The sequence below is a fragment of the Bacteroides sp. NSJ-39 genome, assembly GCF_014287315.1.
Classification (GTDB): Bacteria; Bacteroidota; Bacteroidia; order Bacteroidales; family Bacteroidaceae; genus Bacteroides; species Bacteroides finegoldii.
The window spans coordinates 1-2479 of the sequence record NZ_JACOOB010000055.1 but is presented as its reverse complement, the minus strand read 5'-3'; the positions used below and the strand labels follow the sequence as shown (position 1 = coordinate 2479).

The 2479-nt window shown below is 44.3% G+C and carries 2 protein-coding genes and 1 pseudogene; all 3 read right to left on the bottom strand.

Annotation, left to right across the window (positions count from 1 at the left end):
- Window positions 1–119: pseudogene (locus H8S63_RS20255) on the bottom strand (DNA methylase); the annotation flags it as partial.
- 1 nt (window position 120) lies between these two features.
- A complete protein-coding gene (gene ltrA, locus H8S63_RS19655; RefSeq protein ID WP_008646014.1) occupies window positions 121–1791 on the bottom strand; it encodes a group II intron reverse transcriptase/maturase in 1671 nt (556 codons plus the stop codon).
- A 194-nt stretch (window positions 1792–1985) separates the two neighbouring features.
- A complete protein-coding gene (locus H8S63_RS20250; protein WP_255344457.1) occupies window positions 1986–2114 on the bottom strand; it encodes a hypothetical protein in 129 nt (42 codons plus the stop codon).
- Window positions 2115–2479: the final 365 nt, after the last annotated feature.

The following is a 2479-nucleotide window of genomic DNA, read 5'->3' as shown; positions in this document are numbered from 1 at the left end:
CGATCGGGTAGGTCAAGGGCATTACTGCCCTCTTCCCCCCTCAGAACCGTACGTGAGAGTTTCCCCTCATACGGCTCAAGCTTTTCTAAATCTCTATTCTTATATAGAGACCGGCTCATACTACTTCTTTCTGTTGTCATTGGATTTGAGGGATATTTTGAAACATTCGTCATGAACCAATATATTGCACTTTCGTCCTTTTTGAACGGTTGGCAGTACATTCCATGCCTTGTGCGTATCTATCGGCTCTCCACATATTGGACATATTCTCCCTTGCTTTTCCCATAGGTGAAGCAAAGATTTACGTCCTTTTAGTGATACAAGCATTTTCGACTTCATTCTCTTGTTGAAGTATAAACGACAATCCGTGTCAAATGGATTCATATCTCCTTTAATCTGCGTATATGGCAGGAAAGGGAATGAAGACGAGAGCGTCAGCAATGTTAGCTGGTCATCCTTCCCATTTGACTTCTTGAACTTGGCAGCAAATGTCCAACTATTACCTCGGATGTTATGCCAATAACGGTCTTTAATCCATCGCTTCCCTTTCTTGGAATGGCGACGTTTAGCCCATTGCCATAGGGAGAGGAATATTTGATGGTCAATTCTGTGAAAAGAATCACGCGTTGCACCATGCTGATAATAAGCTCCCCAACCTCGGATTTTAGCGTTCAACATTCTGATTAAAGACTCCTGCTTACAACCCTTATTGCCTTTTATCACCTTACGGATATTCTCCATAAAGCGTTTTTCGGCTTTCTTGGTCGGCTTGGTCAATATTTCATTGCCGTATTTGCGGATATTAAAACCAAGAAAATCGAACCCGTCACGAATGTTGGTTATCACCGTCTTTTCTTCAGACAGGGTAAGCCCTCTTTCCGCCATGAACTCGGCTACCAAAGGCTTGATTTCGTTTTCAAGCGTTTCTCTGTTCTCACAAGTGATGATAAAGTCATCGGCATAACGTACCAGATTCACCATTGGAGAATAATGTTCCCCTTTTATGGTTCTTCTTTTATATCTCTCTGCGAGAACTTTCTGCAATCCGTCTAATGTCATATTGGCAAGCGTGGGAGAGATTATACCACCTTGAGGTGTACCCTCCTCTGTCGGGAACATCTGTTTATTAAAGATATAGCCACATTTCAACCATTTTCGGAGCATCGCCTTATCCATCGGAATGTTGACGAGTAACCATTCATGGCTGATATGGTCAAAGCACCCTTTTATATCCCCTTCCAAAATCCATTCGGGAGAATAGCCTTTTCGAAGGATATTATGACATTGCGTTACTGCATCCATACAACGACGTTCCTTACGGAATCCGTATGAACGAGTATCGGCTGTCGTCTCAGCTACTGGTTCCAATGCCATGAGGTAGAGTGCTTGCATGGCTCTGTCTTTTAATGTAGGTATTCCCAATGGGCGCAGTTTGCCATTACTCTTTTTGATGTGAACTCTTCTCAAGGGCTTCGGCTGATAGCCTCTGCGTCTGAGGTCGTTTATTGCTTGCATTTTTGTTTCGGGTTTCTCCCATGTTTCCATGTCAACCCCAGGGGTATTACCCCCTCCGTTAGAAGTAACCCTCTTTACGGCTAAGGCTTTTGCGTAAAAAGAGTGGGTCAGCGTCCACTGCAAGGATTTCACCTTGTTGTGTTTGCCGTCCTTTTGAGCCTTTACAATACGTGCTTGTAGCTTTCTAACAGACAGCTCTGCCTTAGTCCAGTCAATGCTGTCCCAAAGCGTTTGCTGATTGTCAGCAGGTGCACACGATGTTTTGTTCTCGTTCATTTGCTTTCCTTCTTTTGAAAGTTCTAAAAGTTAATTGTAAAGAATCACCATTTGACAACACTCGACTTGCTTGCCTTCCGAATGTCGTCACAGAAGTCTGCCCACTTTCGTGTCGGATGATGTTGTCTGCACCAGCTCGTGATGTCGACTCAATCCGTATCCGTTCCATTACAGAACGGCATTCGCTTTTTCTGTTATCTTATACCTGCATACCATTCAGCGTTCATTACTGTCTGCTTACCTATCAATCTGTATGACAGGAGATATACAGGCTTACCATGTTCCACATAGATAACTGACGGATAGGTTAGGTTCTGTCTCATCCTCCGGCGGTGCTTGTGTCCGTGTAATCCTACCATGGAGAGGATTAGCCGACCGCTTCCCCTTTGGGGAGAGTGTATCAGTATCTTACACTCTTTCGTGACATTACGAAGTTTACTAACAGTTCGCTTACGCTAACCATACTATCCAGCCTCGCCACTCTACGGTATGATACTAACCGTACTTGACTTTCCCTCACGGTGCTGTCTCGTCTTACGAAAGTGTACTTTGTCCCAACCGCTTAATACAGCATTAAGGTGCATCGGTCGGTAGGCTACCGCTGACGGAACAGCGGGTTAAAGCTGATACTCGTAAGTATCATTCTAACAATTATCTATGCGACTTCATGTCGCACCCACGGCGTATC

Excerpts from the sequence above, each read along its gene's own strand:
- H8S63_RS20250 (WP_255344457.1), bottom strand. The coding sequence starts at position 2,114 with ATGAGACAGAACCTAACCTATCCGTCAGTTATCTATGTGGAACATGGT.
- ltrA (WP_008646014.1), bottom strand. The coding sequence starts at position 1,791 with ATGAACGAGAACAAAACATCGTGTGCACCTGCTGACAATCAGCAAACG.